Below are 20,137 nucleotides of genomic sequence, written 5' to 3' on the forward strand. Positions count from 1 at the left end.
CCGGCAGTTGGGCGTACATGTGGCCGCCGCTATCAAGATCGTGGTATTGACGGTAGATCCGGAGATGATCGTCTTCGGAGGCTCGGTGACCGCCGCCCATGAGTTGTTTGAGGAGAGCATGTATGAGGACTTGAAGGATTTCGCTTATCCGAACTCTATCAAGAACTTGAAGATACGTTTCTCTAAGCTGGAGAATCCGGGGCTATTCGGTGCCGCTTCCCTTTGTTATGATAAATAAAGACGGATAATCAATTGTTTACTTAAATCTGATTCATACCATGAGACATGTATTTTGTAGGAAGGTCGTTTTCCTTTTGGCCGCTTTACTGGTTGTATGCGGCATGTCGGCCCGTAAGCCGATCAAGACGTTATTAATAACGGGGCAGAATAACCATAATTGGCAGGTGAGCCATGTGGTGCTTAAACAGATATTGGAGAACTCGGGACGCTTCTCCGTGGATTTCGCGGTCTCTCCGGAGGCAGGGAAGGATATGTCCGGCTTTGTCTTGGATTTCAGTCCTTACGAGCTGGTGGTGCTGGATTATAATGGGGATGCTTGGCCGGAGGAGACAAACCGTCGTTTCTTGGAATATGTGCGAGGAGGTGGAGGTGTCGTGGTCTATCATGCCGCTGATAACGCCTTCGTGAACTGGCCGGAATACAATAAGATTTGTGCCTTGGGCGGTTGGGAGAACCGGGATGAGAAAGCGGGACCCTATGTATATTGGAGCGATGGTAAGTTGATAAAGGATAGCTCGGCGGGCGTGGGTGGCTCTCATGGCAAGCAGCATGAGTATGTGCTGAATGCCCGGAACCATGAGCATCCGATCATGAAGGGGCTGCCGAATAAATGGAAACATGCGCAGGATGAGTTATATGATCGTATGCGTGGCCCGGGAAATATAAAGGATTGCTTGTATACGGCTTATTCGGATAAGGAGACCGGAGGTTCCGGCCGTGAGGAGCCGTTGATCTTTACGGTTGATTATGGGAATGCCCGTATATTTCATACGATGTTAGGGCACGCGGGGGAAACGGTAGAGAATTGTCCGGCTATGCAATGCGCCGGCTTCCAGATTACCTTGTTAAGAGGTGCGGAATGGGCCGCTACCGGCAAGGTAACCCAAAAGGTTCCCGCTGATTTCCCGACGGAAAAACAAGTATCTAATCGGAGTAATTATAAGCGGTGATACATGGTTTATTAGAATGCCCATTGTAAGCTCCTTATGATGGGCATTCTAGCAAGCTAACAATGGGCATTCTAAGGAGCTTACGATGGGCATCGTGCTATTTTGCTGAATCCTCGTGCGATAGATAGCCGTCGCTTAATGTGAATCGGGGATCTTGATCCGCCAGAAAGCGGATGGCCGTGAGGATTTTCTCTTGAGGGAAAGGTAATTTCTCAATAAGTTCTTTCACGGGGATAGGGGATTCCCCGGCCAATATCTTTATGAGACTTTCCCGGATAGCGTTGAATTCCCAATTCATAAGCTGTGATTCATGCTTCGATAGGCATACGTCGCAACAGCCACAAGGGGCGGAATCTTCCTCGCCGAAATAGGATAGGAGCATGCGGCTACGGCATACCCGCTCCTCGTTGATATATTCCAGCACCTTCTCGATCCGTTTCCCGAAACGCTCCTTGCGTTCCTCATACGCCGAGCGGGGTATGGAAAGGTACCGCTGTTCCTCCCGGGTCTGGGTATAGATAATCAACGGGGTTTTCTTATGCGGGATGTAGTTTACGATCCGGTATCTGGATAAACCTACCAAGCTCTCATACACCTCGTGAGGTGTCACTCTCGCACGGGTGGCGATTACGCTCTCATCTATATAAACATAATCTGCGAATAACCCGGTGTAAGAACGCAAGATTGTCTGAATCACCTCATCCGTTCGCTTGTTCTCACTTAAATACCTGTAAAGCTCGTCACGGGTAGCTGTGAACATCAGGCGGGAAGCGTTGTCTACCTCCTCCGTATATTCGATATAGCCCGATAGCCCAAGGATCTTCAAGGCATGATGCGCTTGCAATAAAGAGAACTTATAAGCGGAACAGAAATCCGTCAATGAGAAATCGTGTACCGTATCTAGCCCGTACCCTACGGCGATCTGGTAATAATTACCCAACGCCTCATAGACCCGATAGATAAACTCCTTGTCCGGAAACTCATCCGCCAGCCGTTTCTTTAGCTTGGCGCTATCCGTGGAGGAACAAAGAGCCACGGCGAAGGCTTTCTTCTCATCACGCCCCCCGCGTCCGGCCTCTTGATAATATTCCTCCAACGATCCCGGCATATCCATATGCACGACCAATCGCACGTCCGGCTTATCGATACCCATACCAAAAGCGTTGGTCGATACGATTACCCGGCACTCGTTGTTTTTCCAACGGGCCTGACGCAGTTCTTTCTCGTCACGGTTTAACCCGGCATGGAAGAAATCGGCGGAGATACCCGCCTGTTGCAGCATGAGGGCGATCTCCTTGGTGCGTTTCCGGTTGCGGACATATACGATGGCCGTACCCGGAACTTTTCCCAATATATAAACGAGTGTATTTAACTTATCCTCCGTCTTCCGGACAATATAAGCCAGATTTTTGCGGGCGAAGCTCTTTTGAAATACGTTCTTCTCCTTGAACCGCAGACGCTCTTGTATGTCATTCACCACTTCCGGGGTAGCCGTGGCGGTCAAGGCTAATACCGGAACACCCGGCAATAAGTCCCGGATCTCAGCGATATTGAGATAAGAAGGACGGAAATCATATCCCCATTGCGAGATACAGTGACTCTCGTCGATTACCAGCAGACAAACCTGCATGGCCTCCATCTTGACCCGGAAAATATCCGTACTAAGCCGCTCCGGGGAGACATATAAGAACTTATACCCCCCGAAGATGCAATTCTCCAGTTGCGTGATGATCTCTTGCCGGCTCATGCCCGAATAAACGGCCGTAGCCTTGATGCCGACCCGGCGTAAGTTCTCCACTTGGTCTTTCATCAATGCGATCAAGGGAGTGACGACGATGCAAATCCCCTCCATCGCCAATGCCGGCACCTGAAAGGTGATGGATTTACCACCACCCGTAGGCATCAGCCCAAGCGTATCTTTTCCGGCACAGACGGAATGGATAATATCCTCCTGCAAGGGGCGAAAAGCAGGGTATCCCCAATACTTCTCTAATATCTTATGGTAAACGTCCACCTGTCCTCCTCATATATCGTCGGGTTTGATGTCTTTGATCATCAGCTGGATAGAGGTGTTGCCGTTGTAGGTGTTCTCCTCCACCGTGTAGCAGATGTTGAAAGGCTTCATACCCTTGATATGGTCGTTGTACCTGTGCATGCCGAAAGCGATGGCGTGCATGGGGGTGCTTGAGTTTCCGTCGATCAATTCCAGCTTGAGATGCTCCAGTTCCTTACCCACGAGCTTACTGGTGCCGTAGTCCTTTACGCCAAGCGAACAGAATACGGGCTTTTGGTTGTCCGGCCCGAACGGGCTCATCTTCTTTAGGTCGTTCACGAACTTCTGGTTGATCTCTTTCAAATCCAAGATAGCGTCGATATCGATCTGCGGGATCATCTGCTCCGGTATGATCTCCTCGGATGCGATCTTCAAGAAACGCTCGGTGAATGCCTCTAGGTTCTCCTCCCGAAGGGAAAGCCCGGCGGCGTAGGTATGTCCCCCGAAATTCTCCAATAAATCCCGGCAACTCTCTATCGCCTTGTAAATATCGAAGCCTGTTACGGAACGTGCCGATCCGGTGATCAACTCGGACGATTTGGTAAGAACGACCGCCGGACGGTAATACTTCTCGGTCAAACGGGACGCTACGATACCGATCACGCCTTTGTGCCATCCCGGGTTATACACCACGATCGCCTTCCGGTCATCCATGTTCTCTACTTCGTCGATGACAGCGTTAGCCTCGTCGGTGATCTTCTTGTCCAATTCCCGGCGTTCCTCATTATATTGGTTGATGCTCTCGCTCTTCTCCCGGGCACTGGCGCTATCCTTGGACAGTAGCAGTTCCACCGCCTCCTTCCCGTTCATCATACGGCCGGAAGCGTTGATACGGGGACCGATCTTGAAGACGATATCACTGATCGTGATCTCCTTTCCGGTCAATCCGCAGATATCGATAATCCCTTTCAGCCCGAGGCTGGGGTTGCTGTTCAATTGCTTCAGCCCGTAATAGGCGAGGATGCGGTTCTCTCCCGTAATCGGGACGATATCCGAGGCGATACTGACCGCCGTCAGCTCCAACAACTTCTCCAGATCCGAGAACGGGAAATTATTGCTCTTGGCGAACGCCTGCATGAACTTGAATCCTACTCCGCAACCCGATAAGTGCTCATACGGATAGATAGAATCCGAGCGCTTGGCATCCAATACGGCGACAGCGTCCGGCAAAGTGGCGTCCGGCATATGGTGGTCGCAAATAATAAAGTCGATGCCTTTCTCCTTGGCGTACTCGATCTTCTCGATCGCTTTGATACCGCAATCCAGCGAGATAACCAGCGACACGCCGTTCTCGGCGGCATAATCGATACCCTTGTAAGAGATACCGTACCCCTCGTCGTACCGGTCCGGGATATAGAAATCCAAGGTAGACGAGTAAGGTCTTAAATACTTGAAGACGAGCGATACCGCTGTCGTTCCATCCACGTCGTAATCGCCGTAGATCAAAATCTTTTCTTTATTCCCCAAGGCTTTGTTCAAGCGCCTCACCGCCTTATCCATATCCGGCATAAGGAACGGGTCGTGCAAATCGTTCAAGCTGGGTTTAAAGAATTTCTTCGCCTCTTCGATCGAAGTGATACCTCGTTGAACGAGCAAGAGACAGATCACCGGGCTGAATCCTAATTCAGCCACCAATTGGTCTCTCTTATGTAACTCTTCTTCTGATGGGGTTTGAAAGTTCCATTTGTTAATCATTATATATTGTTTTTTTCTTTTTTGCTTGCCTGATACTACGGATACCTTGTCATCCTTAATCTACCGTATGACAAAGGCGAGATTTCCGCAATATATTTCAACCCGTAAAGTTAGAAATTAAATATGGTATATCCGGTATGGCTTAAAGAAAATAGTTTTTTTGTTATTATTTTTTTGAAGTAGGAGAATGATTCGTACATTTGCCTAAATATTATAAAATACAATGACGGAAGATATTAAAAAAGCTTGCGAAGTAATGGCCGCAGGCGGCATAATACTTTATCCTACAGACACTATCTGGGGAATTGGTTGCGACGCTACCAATGAAAAAGCCGTACAAAGAGTGTACGAGCTAAAGCGAAGGACAGACAATAAGGCTATGTTGGTCTTGATGGACAGCGAGGCTAAATTGGATAGGTACGTGTCGGATGTTCCCGATATCGCTTGGGATTTGATTAGCGTGTCTGATAAGCCGTTGACCATCATTTACTCAAGTGCCAAGAACTTGGCGACAAATCTATTGGGAGCCGATGGTAGCGTGGGTATCCGTATCACGAACGAGGAGTTCTCCAAGAAATTGTGCGAGCGCTTCCGTAAACCTTTGGTCTCTACTTCCGCCAACGTAAGCGGCGAGCCTTCTCCCGCTAATTTCAGCGAGGTATCGGAGGTGATCAAGGAGGGTGTGGATTATATCGTGAGTTATCGTCAGGACGATATGAGCAAGGCCGCTCCGTCCGGCATTATCAAGTTAGGAGCCGGTGGGCTTGTGCAGGTAATTAGATAAGGATGAAGAAAAGCGTACAAGCCGGAAAATATATTGTCTCGGATTTTATAGCGTCGTCGGTAGTCTGGTTATTATTTAACCTGATACGCTATGAGGAGGTGGCGGTGTATGAAGGGTTTGATACCGTCGGGGCCTTTTTGCTGCATATCCCCTCATTGAAGGGGCAGCTATTGATCCCGTTTTTCTGGTTCGTATTATATTGGTTTTCCGGTTATTATAATAAACCGTTCGGTAAGTCGAGGCTTACTGAGTTGTTCTCTACCCTTGGGAGCGTGTCGATCGGTGTCGTGATCTTGTTTTTTGCCTTAGTGCTGAATGACTTGCCCCGTTCTTATCACGTGTATTATGATATGTTTTTCTCTTTATGGGGATTGCAGTTTGTCTTGACGTATATTCCCCGGTTATTGATTACGCAGGCCGGGTTACGGAAGATAAAGTGCAGGGAATGGGCGTTGAATGTATTGATGATTGGGGCGGGGAAGAAGGCGGCGTGTATTGCCGACGACCTGTATGGTTTGGGTTATAATATCGTCGGTTTTGTCTCCGATGGTACGGAGAAAAAGGGCGGGGTCGCCGGAGATCGTGTGATCGGTAGGCTAGAATCTTTGCCGGTGATCGTAGAGGAGAAAAAGGTGGATGAGCTGGTTGTCGCCTTGGAGACGGTGGATAATAACCGTTTGATGGATATCCTGTATTCGTTATATTGTTATAAACGGCCGATCAAGATATTGGCGGATAAATCCAGTTCATTATCGCAAGTAAAGATCAAGGCGATAAAGGGCGTTCCGCTGGTGGACGTGACGGATAACAACTTCTTGCCCATCGAGCAGAATGTAAAGCTCTTTATGGATAAGACGTTATCTCTGATTTTCTTGGTGCTCTTATCTCCCTTGTTCCTGTATATCGCTTGGCGGGTGAAGCGGGATTCCCCCGGCCCGGTGTTTTTCAGTCAGGAACGGATCGGATACATGGGCGAGCCTTTCATGATCTATAAGTTCCGTACGATGTACACGAACGCCGAGGAGGAAGGCCCGTTGCTCTCTTCCGAGGACGATTCCCGTATCACTCCCTTCGGACGGGTGATGCGGAAATACCGCTTGGACGAGTTACCGCAGTTCTGGAACGTGCTGAAAGGGGATATGTCGCTAGTTGGCCCCCGTCCGGAACGTAAATATTTCATCGAGCGGATCGTGAGGAAAGCCCCCTTCTACTATCTGCTGCATAATGTACGTCCGGGAATCACCTCGTTGGGTATGGTGAAATATGGATATGCCGGCAGCGTGGATGAGATGATCGAGCGCTTGGAATATGATATATTATACTATGAGAATATGTCCTTGATTCTGGACATAACGATTCTCATTTATACAGTTAAAACAGTGTTTACAGGTAAAGGTATTTAAAATGGCTAACGAAGGGTTATTCTATAAATTGTTGTTATGGCGGGAAAAGCGCATCAAGGAGAAGCATTTTATCCTTATTATCAGCTTTATCGTGGGAATTTGCACAGCTGCGGCCGCTATCATATTGAAACAATTGATCCATTTCATACAACATGTATTGACGGGTAATTTCAGTGCTGACGGCGTGAACTATCTCTATTTGCTTTATCCGGTGATCGGTATCTTGTTGGCCGGCTTGTTCGTGAAATATATCGTGCGTGACGATATCGGCCATGGGGTGACGAAGATCTTGTATGCCATCTCGCAACGAAAGAGCCGTATCAAGCCGCATAATACATGGACGTCTATCGTAGCCAGTTCCGTGACGATCGGCTTTGGTGGATCGGTCGGGGCGGAGGCTCCTATCGTATTGACAGGGGCGGCTATCGGTTCTAATCTGGGACGGGTGTTCAGGATGGAGCAGAAGACGTTGATGTTGCTCGTGGGATGTGGTGCCGCCGGAGCGATCGCCGGTATCTTCAAGGCGCCTATCGCCGGGTTGGTGTTCGTGATTGAGGTATTGATGCTGGACCTTACGATGACTTCCGTGCTTCCTTTGCTGATCTCGTCGGTGACGGCGGCTACGATGTCTTATATCTTTACCGGCACCGAGGCCATGTTTAAGTTCTCTCAGACCGAGGCATTCGAGATCGAGCGTATTCCTTACGTGCTCTTGCTGGGTGTTTTTTGCGGATTGGTATCCCTTTATTTTACCCGTGTGATGAACAAGGTGGAAGGGATGTACCGGAAGTTGGGTACGTATTGGAAGAAGTTCATGTTGGGCGGCGTGATGCTGAGTATCTTGATATTCCTGTTCCCCCCACTATATGGTGAGGGCTATGATACGATCGGCTCGTTGCTGAACGGGCAGTTCTCGCATATCATGGACAAGAGTTTGTTTTACGATCTGAACGATACGTATTTCGGGGTCTTGATCTTCTTGACCTTGATCTTGCTTACGAAGGTATTCGCTTCCAGCGCCACGAATGCCGGAGGGGGTTGCGGTGGTATCTTCGCTCCTAGTTTGTATCTGGGCTGTATCGCCGGTTTTATCTTTGCGCATACATCTAATTATTTCCCGTTCACGATGTATATCTCAGAGAAGAATTTCGCTTTGCTGGGTATGGCGGGCATTATGTCCGGGGTGATGCACGCTCCTTTGACCGGGGTTTTCTTGATTGCCGAGCTGACGGGTGGGTATGATTTGTTCCTCCCCTTGATGATCGTCTCGATCAGTTCCTATATCACGATCCTTATGTTCGAGCCTCATAGCATCTACTCCATGCGTTTGGCGCAGAAAGGCGAGTTGTTGACGCACCATAAGGATAGGGCGGTGCTTACCTTGCTACGGGCGGATAGCGTGATCGAGAAGGATTTCCAGATGGTGTCTCCAGAGATGACGTTGGGCGATATGGTAAAGGTCATTTCCCGAAGCGGACGTAACACCTTTCCTGTCGTGGACGAGCGGGGCGTGTTGCTGGGTATCGTCTTGCTGGATAATATCCGGAATATCATGTTCCGTCCGGAGTTGTATAATCGTTTCCATGTATCGAAGTTCATGGTTTCCGCCCCGGCCAAGATCGTAATCAACACGCCGATGGATCAGATCATGCAGACGTTTGACGATACGAAAGCGTGGAATCTTCCGGTGGTCGATGAGAATGGCCATTATATCGGCTTTATGTCGAAATCGAAGATATTTAATTCCTATCGGGAGGTATTGGTCGATAACTTTTCCGGGGACTAACTTGTTAAAAACAGATCCAATTTATTGTACATGAAGAAAGAGGATTTACGAATCGTATATATGGGCACTCCCGATTTTGCCGTGGAGAGCCTGCGTGCCTTGGTAGAAGGTGGATATAATGTGGTAGGTGTCATTACGATGCCGGATAAGCCGATGGGCCGTCATGGTAGCGTGCTTCAACCGAGTGCCGTGAAGCAATATGCCGTATCGGTGGGTCTTCCGGTCTTACAGCCAGAGAAGTTGAAGGATGAGGCGTTTTTGGAGGAACTGCGTGCCTTGCGGGCGGATTTGCAGATCGTGGTGGCGTTTCGTATGCTGCCGGAGGTGGTCTGGAATATGCCCCGTCTGGGAACTTTTAATCTGCATGCCTCCTTGCTTCCGCAATACCGGGGTGCCGCTCCGATCAACTGGGCGGTTATCAATGGTGATACGGAGACCGGCGTGACTACTTTCTTTCTTACGCATGAGATCGATACGGGTAAGATCATCCGTCAGAGACATCTGCCGATCGCTGATACCGACGATGTAGAAACCGTTCACGATGCCTTGATGGTGATGGGGGCGGGGTTGGTTACCGAGACCGTGGACTTACTGTTGGATGGAAAAACAGACGCTATTCCCCAAGAGGAATTCTATAAGGATGCCGCCGAGTTGCGTCCGGCCCCGAAGATATTCAAGGATACCTGTCATATCGACTGGAACCAGCCGGTGAAGAATATCTATGATTTCGTCCGTGGGCTTTCTCCTTATCCTGCTGCTTGGACGGAATTGATCTCTGAGGATGGCAAACGTCTGGCTTTAAAGATTTACCAGGCAGAGAAACGTCCGGCGGAGCATAACTTCCCGGTCGGCTCTATCCATACGGATCATAAATCGTATATCGACGTGGCCGTGAAGGACGGTTTTCTTCGCTTGCGTTCCTTGCAACTTGCCGGAAAGAAACGGATGAATATAACGGACTTCCTGAATGGTTTCAAGCAAATCGCGGAATATACGGTTGGCTGATGAACGGGACGAGACGTATCATATACATTACGTTAGGAACGTTTTTTCTCATATTGGGAGCGATCGGTATCTTTGTCCCTTTGCTCCCGACCACTCCTTTTTGGTTACTGACTTGTTGGTTTTATGTCCGTAGCTCGGAGAAGCTTTATAACCGGGTGATGAGCAATCGTTATTTCGGGCCGCATATTAAGGGCTTTGTGGAAGATAAGGCTATTCCTTTGCGTTCCAAGATTATCACGATCGCTATCATGTGGCTATCTACGATCATTACTTCCCTTTTGCTAGTCGGCTATTGGTGGGTGAAAGCTTTGTTAGGGCTTATCAGTATCGGGGTCTCATGGCATATCCTCTCTTATCCTACTAAAAAAGAATGAGATAACCTGTTCATCCATAGGATTACTGGGGTTATCCCTCTTTTATCGCTTTCTATCGTAGCCTTACTACTTTATCGGTCTTCTTTCAAGGCCTCTTCTAAGCTGATTCCTAGAGCTTCAGCTACTCCCTTACCGTAAGCAGGGTCTGCCTTGTAGCAATTGCGTACGTGGCGTTGCTTGATGAACAGTTGGGCGTTACCCATCGCACGGGCGGTATTTCCGAATAACAACTGTTGCTCTTCCGGCGGCATCAAACGGAATAAGGCACCCGGTTGGCTGTAGTAATCATCATCGTACTCACGCTCGTTGTAATTATAAACATCCCCGTGTACTTTCAAAGGCGGTTCCTTCTTCTCGGGAGAGTCTTTCCATTCGCCGAAGCTGTTAGGTTCGTAACCCTTTGCGGCTCCATAGTTTCCGTCTACACGCATCGCTCCGTCACGGTGATAGGCATGGAACGGACAACGGGGCTTGTTCACCGGGATCTGCTCTAGGTTCACGCCAAGGCGGTAACGCTGGGCGTCGCCATAAGAGAATAGACGACCTTGTAACATCTTGTCTGGGGAGAAGCCGATGCCTTCGACAGTATTCATCGGGTTGAATGCGGCTTGCTCCACGTCTTGGAAATAATTCTCCGGATTACGGTTCAACTCGAGGATACCGACATCCATTAACGGGAAGTCCTTATGCGGCCATACTTTCGTGAGGTCGAACGGGTTGATCGGATAGGTCTCGGCCTGCTCCTCAGTCATCAATTGGATCTGGAATTTCCATTTCGGGAAGTCCCCACGCTCGATACTCTCGAACAAATCACGCTGATGGGATTCACGATCCTTGGCGATGATCGCAGCCGCTTCCTCGTCACTCAAGTTCTTGATACCTTGCAGGGTTCTGAGATGGAACTTCACCCAGATACGTTCGTTCTTATTGTTGATAAAACTGTACGTATGGCTACCGAAACCATGCATATGTCGATAAGAGTAAGGAATGCCGCGAGAACTCATCGTAATCGTTACTTGATGCAGGGCCTCGGGAAGCAAAGTCCAGAAATCCCAGTTGTTATCCTCGCTTCGTAGATTCGTTTTCGGGTCACGTTTGACCGCATGATTCAAGTCCGGGAACTTTAGGGGATCACGCAAGAAGAATACGGGGGTGTTGTTACCTACCAAGTCCCAGTTACCCTCCTCTGTGTAGAATTTCATGGCGAATCCACGGATATCACGCTCTGCGTCGGCTGCTCCACGCTCTCCGGCTACGGTGGAGAAACGGACAAAGCAGTCAGTTTTCTTGCCTACCTCGCTGAAAATAGCCGCTTTCGTATACTTTGTGATATCATGTGTAACGGTAAAGGTACCGAATGCGCCGGAACCTTTGGCGTGCATGCGTCTTTCTGGGATCACTTCACGGTCGAAGTGCGCTAGCTTCTCAATGAACCAAGGGTCTTGTAATACCATCGGGCCACGTGGCCCCACTGTTTGTACGTTCTGATTGTCCGCAACAGGGCGCCCGTTGGCGGCAGTTAGTTTTTTGTCTTCCATAACTTTAGTTTTTATGTCGCAATAAAGAATTTTAGATAAAGTAATCTTTAAATAAAACTGTTTAGAAACAACAATTGTTTTTAACTTCTTGACAAAAATAAGATGTTGTTAGACAGTTGTCAAATAGTTAATATCTATAAATATATAGACGGGTAGTAGAAACTCAGTGGGGATAGGCGCATGAGTTATAAAAGTATCTTAGTTTCATCGCCCCATACACCTAAGATACTTCGCCAATGAACTTAGGATACTTTCTCGATGAAACTAAGATACCTTGTTTAAAAGGTATGGATACAAAAAAGCGATTGTCTGGCAAGATGCCAAGCAACCGCGGTATGGTTTGAAAAAATCAAATGTTCACCTTCCCGGTAAAATGGGGTGTTACTTATTTATTGTAACCCCATTTTGTTAACTCCGACTGACCGATAGCAGCGAGTGATCTCAAGCAGCTATCCAAAAAATGTCTAATAAAACTTTTCATAGCTCATTTTCTTTTTAATTAATAAATCTGTGCCTTTCGACACGTTCTAAATCTCACATAACTTTTGAAGTCCGAGTAACGAATGAATTGAAAACCTAAACCTTTAACCTTTTAACCTATTACTAACCTAATCCCGGACTTCTGATAACCTTAACCTAAACCTTCCTCTTTTTCATCGTGAGGTTTACCACATGCGGTAAACCCAAATTGTCCAAGGTTGAAACCCTAGCAAATCGATGTAACGTTTAAACAATCTCTTTACCATATTTGCTTTACAATTATGTTTTACGACACAAATATACGGCGTTATTCCATACGTGGTATGTTTTATAGCATGTTTTTTGCGGATTCCTATGTTTTCTTGATCTATGATAAAAAAAGCGGGAATCAGATTCATATAATGATAGTATTTGAACGTTTGGCATGTCTATTGTGTTACCATGCCATTGAGTTTCTATTTCTATTTGCTACATTTGCGGAGCTAAATGTAAGATAATGTAATATATATGAGTAGAAAAGAGGAGTACAAAGAGAAGAATCTATTGTATTTGGACGAGATCGCTTCGGAAGAGGGAACCCGGACATTACCGTGCGGTATATTATATAAGGTAATACAAGCGGGTACAGGCAAAGTCTCTCCTAATCGGGAAAGCGTCGTTTCCGTACATTATAAAGGAACGTTGATTAACGGAAGGGAATTTGATAACTCATGGAAACGGGGTTGCCCGGAAGCCTTTCGCTTGAACCAAGTGATTGAAGGCTGGCAATTGGCTCTTCAAGAAATGCGGGTAGGGGATAGATGGATAATCTATATCCCTTACAATTTTGGTTATGGTAATCGTGCCTCGGCTCCGATCCCTGCTTTCTCCACATTAATATTTGAGGTAGAGTTGTTGGGAATCGCCTAATTCCAATCATAGAATATATAATAATGTATCCGAAGGGAGTAAAAAAGAATAACCATGGGTTTAGCCATGGCTATTCTCTTTTTGCCTCATTAGAGGATTGGAAACTTTCTATTGTTTAGGCGTATCATCCGTCTTCTTTCCTTTATCCAGCCATTTCTCTTGGATGGTCTGCATCAGTTCATAGAAGTTAGGGATGAACATCGTGGCGAATATCGTATTGATAGCCATACCGAATACTACCGCCGCACCTAAGGATATACGGCTGGCCGCTCCCGCTCCGGTAGCGAAAAGCAAAGGCATGACACCCAATACAAAGGCGAACGAGGTCATCAGGATCGGACGTAAACGAACGTGTCCGGCTTCCAAGGCGGAATCCCGTATCGGATTACCTTCCTTTCGGAAATCCCGGGCGAACTCTACGATCAAGATACCATTCTTGGCGGACAAGGCGATCAATAAGATAATACCGATCTGGGTATATACGCTTACCGGAACCCCCATCACCCAGCAGCCGATAATAGCTCCCAACAAGGCGATCGGCAAACCCATGATAGCCGCCAACGGACTTGTCCAGCTCTCATATTGAGCCGAGAGAACCAAGAAAGCGACTAGCAACGCCATGGCGAAAATAATCACCGTCGTAGATCCTGCTTTCGTCTCTTGATAAGCGACCGAGGTCCATTCATATCCAAAATTATCACCTAATTGTTCCTGTATCAGCTCCTCCATCGCTAGGATCGCTTCTCCGGAGCTATATTTCGGGTTGGCGATACAAGTAATAGCCGCCGATGAATACATATTATATAGGTTGATCTGGTCTAATCCCAATTGCTCGTCTAATTCGATAAAAGAGGAGAAGGGTACCATCTCTCCTTTACTATTCGCCAGACTCAAACGGAGTACATCATCGATCACTTTCTGCGCCTCTCCGTTCGCCTCGATCTTAACTTGGTAAATACGTCCGAACTCCACGAAATCGTTCACGTACGCCGCTCCCATATAATAGCTGAGCGTGGAGAATACTTGATTCAACTGAAGACCGAGCATCTGCACCTTATCCCGGTCTATCTTCAGTAGATACTGCGGGGTATTGGCCTGATACATACAAGAAAGGTTCAGCAATTGCGGTTTCGAGCGGTAGCTGGCCAGCAATGTCTCCACGGCATGCTGCATCTCCGTAGGACCTAGGTTTTTACGATCCTCCAATTGCAGTTGCAAGCCGCCCGAAGCGCCCAACCCCGGGATAGCTGGCGGTACCATACCGAATACCTGCGCTTCTTGGATAGCCGATGCCTCCCGGTTGAAACGGTTGGTCACGGCCTCTGCCGTATGCTCCTTACCTTTACGTTCGTTCCAGTTCTTTAGGATCACGAAGAAGGTGGCCGTATTGGATTGCTCCCCTCCACCCATCACGGAGAATCCGCTAACGCTGATGAATGATTTCACCTCGGGGTATGTCTTTAGGATCTCGTCGATCTGCTTGGTGACCGCCTCCGTCCGGTTCAAGCTCGCCGCCGGGGGTAATTGGGATACGATTAGGAAATAGCCGTCATCCTCTTCGGGTATAAAGGTTGTCGGCCAACGCATAAACAAGATAACCGCTACCGCCGTGATGATACCGTAAACGATCATCGCCGCTCCCGGTCGTTTCAGCATCCGCTCCACGATCGAGTCGTACATCTTCTGAGTCTTTCCGTATACCTTATTGAATCCTTTGAAGAGGAAGAATTTCGGTTCTTCCGTATTCTTCTCCAAGAAAAGGGCGCAAAGCGAGGGCGTAAGCGTAAGCGAGTTAAATCCGCTTAATACGGTAGCGGCGGCGATTGTCAAGGCGAATTGCTTATAGAGCTGCCCGGAGATACCGCTGATAAACGTTGTCGGGATAAATACCGCCAATAATACCAATACCACGCCCACGATAGGCCCTACGATCTCATCCATGGCCTTCGATACCGCCTCATGGGCCGTATATTTCCCGGTATCGAGGAGCCGGGTGGAGTTCTCTACCACCACGATGGCGTCGTCTACCACCACCGCTATCGCCAGAATCAAGCCGAATAAGGTCAACGTATTAATGGAGAAGCCTAAAGCCGCCATGACCGCCAGCGTACCGATCAATGAGACCGGAATCGTAATGAACGGGATGACTACCGCCCGGAAATTCTGTAAGAATAAGAAGATAACCAAGACCACCAGCAAGGTTGTCTCCAAGAACGTGATAAGCACCTCATGGATGGAGGCGTCGATCACCTCTGTCGTATCCAAGGTCACTTTGTATTCCACGCCTTCGGGTAAGGAACTGCCTAATTCTTTCATCTTGGCCTTTACCACCTTCGATACATCCAAGGAGTTGGAGCCCGGCAGCTGGTAGATCGCTATCGCAGCCGTCGGCTGTCCGCTTAATTTAGAGACCACGTTGTAAGAGGAGCTGCCCAACTCTATGCGGGCGATATCCTTCAATCGCAGGATCTTGCCACCTTGTCCGGTCTTAAGGACAATATTGCCGAACTCATCCGGTGTCGTCAACCGTCCTTTCACGGTCAAGGTATATTGATAGGGGTTATCCGCCCGTAGAATCGGTTGGCCTACGTAACCGGCGGATACTTGGGCGTTTTGCGTGGATATGGCTTGATAGACCATGTCCGGCGTCAAGTTACGGATACGCATCGCCTCCGGGTCTAGCCAGATACGCATGCTATAGTTTCCGGCTCCCATTACCTGTACCGAGCCTACACCCGGCAGGCGGGTTAGCTGGTCTATCATATTTAAGGTGGCGTAATTACTTAAATACAACCCGTCGTAAATGGAATCCTTGGAACTTAGGGTAAGCATCATCACAATATTGGAGGATTGCTTGCGGGTGGTGATACCTTGTACGATCACGGGTTCCGGCAAGCTGCTCTGGGCGATACTCACCCGGTTTTGCACCATGACGGTCGCCATGTCGATATCCGTTCCCACGGCGAAGGTGATCGTTAGGGAGTAAGCCCCCGAACTGGAGGAGTTTGAACTCATGTAAAGCATACCGTCCACGCCGTTTACCTGTTGCTCGATCGGTAAACCTACGGTTTGCGCTACCGTCTGTGCGTCCGCCCCGGGATAAACGGCGGATACCTGTACGGTAGGCGGCGTGATCTCCGGATACTGGGCGATCGGTAATATATTGAGGGTGACCAAACCCGCCACGACGATGATCAGAGCAAGTACGGTGGCGAATATCGGTCTGTTAATAAAGAACTTTACCATAGCTTGCTTATTTTATAGGTTTGATAGTCATGCCATCCCGTACCTTAAGCAGGGCGGAGGTGACATAGGGATCTTTGGGGCCGATACCGGCAGTCACTTGGCGAAGCGTATCGTCTACCAGTTGTCCCACTTCGATAGGACGGTATCGTACGACATTGGAGTCGTTCACGATATAAAGGTACTTCCCTAATTGGTCGGTACCGATCGAGGCGTCGCGAACCAAGACCGCATTCGGCTGCTCGGCATACGGCAGGGTGATGGTGACATATAAGCCACTCTTCAATACATGCTTCGGGTTATCCAGATTGGCACGTACGTTCAGGGTACCGGTCGATAGGTCGATATTTGGGGATAGATAATCCAGCCGGCCCGTATATGCATTGCCGCCATCCTTGCCTATGCTGACGAGGATCTCGGTCGGAAGCTTCACGGTGCTATCGTTGCGGGCGGCTTCCAGCATCATCTTCATGAACTGGTTATCCTCGATATTGAAATTGGCGAACATCAAGTCGTCCTTGTATAAGGTGGCCAAGGTAACCGGCTGGACGGCTCCGTTGATGTAATTACCTATATCGTAGCTGGCCCGGGTAACCGCACCGTCGAAAGGCGCACGGATATAGCAATAGCTCAAGTTGGTCCGTGCGGTATTCAACTCCGCCTCGGCATTCTTCACGGCAGCCTCAGACTCCGATACGGTAGCCTCCGCTTGGATCACTTGTATCTGGCTTACGGCGCCGCTCTTAGCCGCCTCCTTCATACGCTCGTAGTTACTGCGTGCATATTCCAGCTGGGCTTTGGAGGTCTTTACGGAAGCCTCGGCTTGGGTGACGTTATCTTGATAGGTGTCCGGTTCGATCACGAAGATAAGATCGCCCTTCTTCACCCGGCTTCCGGCCTTGAGGTAAGAGGTACGCAAGTATCCGTTGACACGGGCTACCAAGTCTACTTTCAGTTGTGAACTAAGGTATCCGGGGTATTCTTTCGTCAAGGTAATGTCCCTCACGATCGGCGTGGATACGCTTATGGAGGGCACGGGCGTTTCCATCGGCTTGCTTTTCCCCTTGCAAGACGCCAGTAATAAGGCGGAGGCTCCGATAATCCCTATGTAAACAAATGTCTTCATATCTTTTGTCTTTAATGATTATTTATATTAATTGTTTGAGTGGGCTTTTGTTCGATCGGATCGAACGGCCTACATAGGATTCCATCCTCCGCCCAATGACTGATAAAGCTGTATCAAGTTCAGTAGGGAGCTACCTTGAGCCTGTGTCAATTGGTTCTGGTAGGTGAGGAGGGAGCGTTGCGCGTCCAGTACGTTTTGGAAAGGGGTAAGGCCCTGCTTATAGAGGTCTAGGGAAACATCCAAGGTCTGTTTTCCTTGGTTTACCACTTCCCGGAGGGCTACGATCTGCTTGATCGAGTTCTTGTACGAGCTCATGGCGTTATCCACTTCCTGTACGGAGGTAAGCACGGTCTGGTTGAATTGCCGGATCGACTCGTCCAACTGGGCTTTCGCCAACCGGGTAGCCTGTATCTTCTGGGTGCCTTGGAAGAAGTTCCACGTAAGGGTAGGGGCGATCTCATAGGTCAAGCTATTATGATTCGCCAGCTTGTCGAAGTCGTGGGAGGCGAAACCGATCGAACCTTTCACGAATACTTTCGGCCACCAATCGGACTTAGAGGCCCCGAGCGAGGCGGCAAGCGCATTGACCTGCCGTTCTGCCGCACGTACATCCGGACGGCGTAGCAACAGGTTTGCCGGCAGCCCTACACCGACCGGCTCGATATATTCCGGCAAGGAAGCGTCTGTCTCCATGATCTTTTGTAGATCGGAAGGGTACAGGCCTAACAGGATCGCCAAGGAGTTCGCGTATTGGATGATACCGGCCTCCAGCATCGGTAGGGAGGCTTTCGTGCTGTAGTATACGGATTGCGCCTGCGCTACGTCCAGTTTAGAGACTAGCCCGGTCTCATACCGTTTCTGGGTGATCTGTACGACCGTCTGTTGGGAGCGGCAGTTCTGTTGCGCTACCTTTACCTCTTGTTGCAGTTCCCTCATATTGATATAGGAGGAGGCTACTTGAGCGCAAAGGGAGACCATGGCGGCGTTGTATTCCTCTTTCGAGGCGGCGAAATTCTCTTTCTCCGCTTTCACCCGGTTCCGGATACTCCCGAATACGTCCACCTCCCAGTTCATATCTACGGTAGCACTGGAATATTGGGTGATCGCCTTGGGTACCTGATTGATATTGCCGCTACTTTGTTGCCGTGTCCATCCGGCGGAAAGCCCTAGGGTGGGCGAGTAGCTTCCTTGTGCCGACCGCAGGTTGGCTTTCGCCATGGCGATCCTATCCATCGCCATTTGCACGGAATAGTTTTGTTTCACGGCTACTTCTATCAGCGAGTCCAGTAACGGGTCCTTAAAATTTCTCCACCAATTATCTTCTACGGGAAGTGTCTGCTGGAAATCACTCCCTTCCTCAGACCATGATCCGGGTAGGGCACGGTCTAAATACGTATGCTCTGTCTGCGCCATTACCCCGATCGGCACCAGCAAGCACAACAAAGCATAACATGTCAGGCGTAAATGTTTGTGCATAAATATATATGTTTAGATTTAGCTTTTAGCAAAACAGTTAAGGGTGGGAAATGTTTGTATCTTTGTCTATTTATATATCCCAAAAACTGAAATGTATGGATATCTTATTGGTTATACTAGGCGTTATCTGTTTGTTGGTGGGATTGGCGGGGTGTTTTTTGCCGGTCTTGCCGGGGCCGCCGGTGGCGTATTTGGCTTTGTGGCTGCTGCATTTTACAGGCTATGCGGAATTCACGGTTACGGAGTTGGTCGTGTGGGGATTGCTGGTCGTGTTGGCACAGGCGATGGACTATGTTACGCCCATGCTGGGGACTAAGTATAGCGGAGGGTCCAAGTGGGGAAATTGGGGATGTGCCGTGGGAACCGTGGCCGGCATATTCGTGTTTCCGCCTTGGGGAATCTTGCTGGGTCCTTTCGTGGGGGCTTTCGTGGGGGAACTTTTGGGAGGCAAGGCGTCCGGGGATGCGTTGAAGGCTGGTTTTGGGGCGTTCGCGGGTTTTTTATTGAGTGTCGTGCTGAAGGTTACCCTTTGCGGCTATTTTATTTATAGCTTTGTGAGAGGGATAATTAATTGAAGATGGTAATTAATAATGTGAGATATGTTTGAGAAAATAGTAGTGGTAGATTCTACCGGGTTGAATACATGGGGAGTGGAGCGTTTGAAGGAGCTTGGAAAAGAGGTTGTTTTTTATACCGGCATTCCGGAAACGGATGGGGAGACCGTGAACCGGATCGGGGACGCAGATTGTGTGCTCGTCTCTTATAATACACAGATCCGGAGGAACGTGATCGAGGCTTGCCCGAATATCAAATACATCGGGATGTGCTGTACCCTCTATAGCGAGTCTAGCGCGAATGTGGATATAGCCGCCGCACGTGAGCGGGGGATAACGGTCTTGGGTATCCGCGACTATGGCGATGAGGGAGTCGTGGAGTATGTCATTAGCGAGCTGGTCCGTTTGTTGCATGGTTTTGGCGGGAAACAGTGGAAACATAAGGCGTATGAGCTGGGCGGGCAAAAAGTAGGCATCGTGGGATTGGGTCGCACCGGGAGAATGATCGCTGACGCTCTTCG

16 protein-coding genes are annotated in these 20,137 nt (G+C 48.9%); 10 read left to right on the forward strand and 6 right to left on the reverse strand.

Annotated elements, in window-relative coordinates:
* On the forward strand, positions 1 to 238 hold a 238-nt coding region (locus QVP94_RS06775; RefSeq protein ID WP_288213196.1), incomplete at its 5' end, for an ROK family protein.
* Between the two features lie 40 nt (positions 239 to 278).
* Positions 279 to 1,190, forward strand: coding sequence for a ThuA domain-containing protein (locus QVP94_RS06780; RefSeq protein WP_005858233.1), 912 nt, complete (start codon positions 279 to 281; stop codon positions 1,188 to 1,190).
* A 97-nt stretch (positions 1,191 to 1,287) separates the two neighbouring features.
* Here QVP94_RS06780 and QVP94_RS06785 read toward each other — a convergent pair whose 3' ends face one another.
* The gene (locus QVP94_RS06785) at positions 1,288 to 3,204 is read right to left on the reverse strand and encodes a RecQ family ATP-dependent DNA helicase (protein ID WP_288213197.1); all 1,917 of its coding nucleotides are present in this window, start codon (positions 3,202 to 3,204) and stop codon (positions 1,288 to 1,290) included.
* A gap of 9 nt (positions 3,205 to 3,213) precedes the next feature.
* Positions 3,214 to 4,938: a single-stranded-DNA-specific exonuclease RecJ gene (recJ, locus tag QVP94_RS06790; RefSeq protein WP_005858229.1), complete on the reverse strand. Its 1,725-nt coding sequence runs from the start codon at positions 4,936 to 4,938 to the stop codon at positions 3,214 to 3,216.
* 223 nt (positions 4,939 to 5,161) lie between these two features.
* On the opposite strand from recJ, the gene QVP94_RS06795 reads away from it, so the two are divergent.
* The 5 genes from QVP94_RS06795 to QVP94_RS06815 are packed head-to-tail and all read left to right on the forward strand — an operon-like array spanning position 5,162 to position 10,290.
* On the forward strand, positions 5,162 to 5,722 hold the full coding sequence (locus QVP94_RS06795) for an L-threonylcarbamoyladenylate synthase (RefSeq protein WP_008779520.1): 561 nt from the start codon (positions 5,162 to 5,164) through the stop codon (positions 5,720 to 5,722).
* A 2-nt stretch (positions 5,723 to 5,724) separates the two neighbouring features.
* Positions 5,725 to 7,125 carry a sugar transferase gene (locus QVP94_RS06800; RefSeq protein WP_005858225.1) on the forward strand — a complete coding sequence of 467 codons (1,401 nt, stop codon included), beginning with the start codon at positions 5,725 to 5,727 and terminating at the stop codon, positions 7,123 to 7,125.
* A 1-nt stretch (position 7,126) separates the two neighbouring features.
* Positions 7,127 to 8,911 (forward strand): chloride channel protein, encoded by a 1,785-nt coding sequence (locus QVP94_RS06805; protein ID WP_005858223.1) that lies wholly within the window; start codon positions 7,127 to 7,129, stop codon positions 8,909 to 8,911.
* Positions 8,912 to 8,941: 30 nt separating this feature from the next.
* Complete coding sequence (fmt, locus tag QVP94_RS06810) at positions 8,942 to 9,916, forward strand: methionyl-tRNA formyltransferase (protein ID WP_005858220.1); 975 nt, start codon at positions 8,942 to 8,944, stop codon at positions 9,914 to 9,916.
* The gene (locus tag QVP94_RS06815; RefSeq protein WP_005858218.1) at positions 9,916 to 10,290 is read left to right on the forward strand and encodes a YbaN family protein; all 375 of its coding nucleotides are present in this window, start codon (positions 9,916 to 9,918) and stop codon (positions 10,288 to 10,290) included. The genes fmt and QVP94_RS06815 overlap by 1 nt, the downstream gene beginning before the upstream one ends.
* A 71-nt stretch (positions 10,291 to 10,361) precedes the next feature.
* Here the strand turns inward: QVP94_RS06815 and QVP94_RS06820 are convergent, their stop codons facing one another.
* Positions 10,362 to 11,828, reverse strand: coding sequence for a catalase (locus QVP94_RS06820; protein WP_005858216.1), 1,467 nt, complete (start codon positions 11,826 to 11,828; stop codon positions 10,362 to 10,364).
* 987 nt (positions 11,829 to 12,815) lie between these two features.
* Here QVP94_RS06820 and bamJ point away from each other — a divergent pair.
* The gene (gene bamJ / locus QVP94_RS06825) at positions 12,816 to 13,217 is read left to right on the forward strand and encodes a BamJ family beta-barrel-assembly machinery protein (protein WP_005858210.1); all 402 of its coding nucleotides are present in this window, start codon (positions 12,816 to 12,818) and stop codon (positions 13,215 to 13,217) included.
* Positions 13,218 to 13,325: 108 nt separating this feature from the next.
* Here the strand turns inward: bamJ and QVP94_RS06830 are convergent, their stop codons facing one another.
* From QVP94_RS06830 to QVP94_RS06840, 3 genes are all read right to left on the reverse strand, one after another.
* The gene (locus tag QVP94_RS06830; RefSeq protein ID WP_008774186.1) at positions 13,326 to 16,463 is read right to left on the reverse strand and encodes an efflux RND transporter permease subunit; all 3,138 of its coding nucleotides are present in this window, start codon (positions 16,461 to 16,463) and stop codon (positions 13,326 to 13,328) included.
* A gap of 7 nt (positions 16,464 to 16,470) precedes the next feature.
* Complete coding sequence (locus QVP94_RS06835) at positions 16,471 to 17,586, reverse strand: efflux RND transporter periplasmic adaptor subunit (protein ID WP_022192240.1); 1,116 nt, start codon at positions 17,584 to 17,586, stop codon at positions 16,471 to 16,473.
* A 69-nt stretch (positions 17,587 to 17,655) separates the two neighbouring features.
* The gene (locus QVP94_RS06840; protein ID WP_022192241.1) at positions 17,656 to 19,062 is read right to left on the reverse strand and encodes an efflux transporter outer membrane subunit; all 1,407 of its coding nucleotides are present in this window, start codon (positions 19,060 to 19,062) and stop codon (positions 17,656 to 17,658) included.
* Positions 19,063 to 19,157: 95 nt separating this feature from the next.
* Between QVP94_RS06840 and QVP94_RS06845 the strand changes: the two genes are divergently transcribed.
* Complete coding sequence (locus tag QVP94_RS06845) at positions 19,158 to 19,637, forward strand: DUF456 domain-containing protein (RefSeq protein ID WP_008779527.1); 480 nt, start codon at positions 19,158 to 19,160, stop codon at positions 19,635 to 19,637.
* A gap of 24 nt (positions 19,638 to 19,661) precedes the next feature.
* The coding region (locus QVP94_RS06850) for a Rossmann-fold NAD(P)-binding domain-containing protein (protein WP_502685438.1) at positions 19,662 to 20,137 on the forward strand (476 nt) is incomplete at its 3' end.

It is taken from the genome of Parabacteroides sp. CAG:2 (assembly GCF_000436315.1).
GTDB classification, from domain to species: Bacteria; Bacteroidota; Bacteroidia; order Bacteroidales; family Tannerellaceae; genus Parabacteroides; species Parabacteroides distasonis.